The following is a 2,667-nucleotide window of genomic DNA, read 5'->3' as shown; positions in this document are numbered from 1 at the left end:
TGGGGATATCCGGGAACATACCGATGTTGACTGCATTCTGCATGTTGATACCGCTTCCGATACCACCTGCAACATACACATCATCGATCATGCTCACATCGAAGTCCAGAGAAGTCAGCATTGTGCGGATTGCTGAGAAGATTGCACCTTTTGCACGAATAAAGTTATCAATATCAACTTCTGTGATCTCAACATCCTTTACAGAACCTGCCTCTTCCTCAAATGCAAGGATATAACTGCCCATTCCATATTTGTCATGTTTGATTCTCTTTCCTTCGCGAATAAATTTACCCTTGGGGTTGATAATTCCGCAGATATAAAGTTCACTGATCACATCGATGATACCGGAACCACACAAACCTACAGGTTTGGTTCCCGGATCACCTACGATCTTGTAGGTCGGCTCCATAGTCTCTTTGTCAATGGTACATGCTTCGATGGCTCCGTCTGTGGCACGCATACCACAGCTGATGTCACCACCCTCAAAGGCAGGACCTGCTGAACATGCACAGCTCATCATAAAGTCTGAGTTTCCAAATACAAGCTCTCCATTTGTACCAAGGTCGATAAACAGTGAGAATTCGGGCCTGTTCCAAATCTGGCTGACCAGAGTTCCGGCTGTGATATCGCCGCCTACATAGCTTCCGATATTCGGCGCCATAATAATATGAGCATCTTTATTGATATCAACTCCCACATCGGAAGCAAAAAGGGAATTGGTCTTAAAGAATGCAGGGATATAAGGCTCTGTACGCAACGGATCCGCATTGATTCCTGCAAACAGATGATTCATAGTTGTATTGGATGCCACACACATCCTGTAGATATGGTCTTTGGGAAATTTTGCACTCTTGCACATTTCGTGGATCATTGGATTGATAGTCTCCTTGATCACCGCATCCTGCAATTTTTTCTGACCTCCGGGTTTCTGTGATTCCACGATTCGGTTTATTACATCTGCACCAAAACGGATCTGTCCGTTTCCGGCAGAACTTTTTGCCAGAATTTCTCCATTTTCCATATTGATCAGTACAGCAGAAACTGTAGTTGTACCGATATCAATTGCCAGACCTCCGATGACCACATCCTCGTCTTTGCCAAATATATCATAGACATACATATCGTCAGAAGTAGCGCGGATCACACATTTCACTGCAAAATTGTTCTCTCTCAGTACATCAGGGAGTTTTTTCAGGACTACATATGGTATCCGTACTCTGTTGATATTTAAATATTTCCGCAATGCACGTGTCAATCTCTCATTGTCCGGCATAGTATCATCCAGAGAGGGAACGTCCATCAGCACATCCACAACCTCCAGACTATTTTTCAGTTCAATGCCTGCCAGCTGTATATCACTCTTGGCATTTTCAAAAATGGCTATTTCCTCTTTCGAACTTAAATCAGCTACTTTCATTCTGCTCTTATAGGCAGATGCAATATCAGGTACCAGCACATTGACGTCCGCACTGATCTTGCTGCAGCAAGACAGACGCCATCCCGCCTGATATTCTTCGTCAGAAATATGTAATGTCTTTTTGCTTTCCAGTTCTCCGCTCTTTAACTGGACACGACATTTTCCGCAGGCTCCGTTTCCGGAACATGGTGCATCAATAGCCACATTGGCACTTCGTGCAACCTCCAGTAAATTATCCCCCGCATTGGCAAAAGTTTCTACCATACTGCCATCTTCGAATGAAAATGTTACCTTAAACATTCGGCAACCACCTTTCTCATAGTCGTAATAGCCTGTAATAAAACAGGGACCGAAGACCGAAGCCTTCAGCCCCCATAATTATGTATTCATTTATGTCGGTCGAATATTTTATTAGATTTCTCAGCTATACTGATTAGATTTCCAGGTAGGAATCTGCATACAGTGTATTGCCTTTGAATACATCACAGGATTTAATAGTTTCCATCAGACGAAGGTCGTTAGGATTAACGATTGCAGATGTAAGACCGTTCATCATAGCCATTGCTACAAGAGCAGAGTCCATGATCGGACGGATATGTTTCGGCATACCGTTACTGTTATTGGAAAGACCACCTGTGGAGTTCAGTCCCATATCAGAGAACATTTTGATTGCTTCAAGAACTTCCATCTGTTTGTCCTGCATTCCTTTTACAACCAGGAATAACGGGTCAAACCACAGATCTTCAGCTTCCATACCAAGAGACATACCTCTTTCAAGCATGTTCTGGCAGTGCATCATACGTTCATCATTGTCTGCTGCTACCATACCGGAAGAGCAAAGTGCGATACAGATGGCATCGTTTGCTGCTGCAAGGTCGATGTTTGTGATTCTGTCACCAGCATCAGCAGAGTTAACGATCGGTTTTCCTTTTGCTCTGTTATATACAGAGATACCAGCTTCAATAGCTTTCTTGTTTGTTGTATCCAGTGCAAGCGGAACATTGTCAAACTCTGACTGAAGGAGCTGTACTGCCCATTTCATCAGATCTTCTCCATCATTCTCAGCAGGTCCGATGTTTACATCAAGGTAAGTAGCACCAGCGTCAAGCTGCTGTTTTGCTCTTTTGATGATCGGCTCTGGATCTCTTTCTGTAAATGCTTTGTTTACTGCAGGTGCAGTAGTGGAAAGTCTTTCTCCGATTGTTACAAATTTTGCCATAACCGTGTTCTCCTTTTTATTTATTTACACA

At 43.3% G+C, this 2,667-nt stretch carries 2 protein-coding genes; both read right to left on the bottom strand.

The genetic code is table 11. The features are described 5' to 3' along the window. Nucleotides 1–1,717 (bottom strand): corrinoid activation/regeneration protein AcsV (gene acsV, locus AC075L_RS17690; RefSeq protein ID WP_476387976.1); only part of this gene is annotated, 1,717 nt, incomplete at its 3' end. Nucleotides 1,718–1,850: 133 nt separating this feature from the next. Continuing rightward, on the bottom strand, nucleotides 1,851–2,636 hold the full coding sequence (gene acsE, locus AC075L_RS17685) for a carbon monoxide dehydrogenase/acetyl-CoA synthase methytransferase subunit (RefSeq protein ID WP_008703879.1): 786 nt from the start codon (nucleotides 2,634–2,636) through the stop codon (nucleotides 1,851–1,853). Between the last annotated feature and the right edge of the window lie 31 nt (nucleotides 2,637–2,667).

The organism is Blautia sp. ZXY-1-B12 (assembly GCF_056339915.1).
This window is presented reverse-complemented; position numbering and strand designations above follow the sequence as displayed.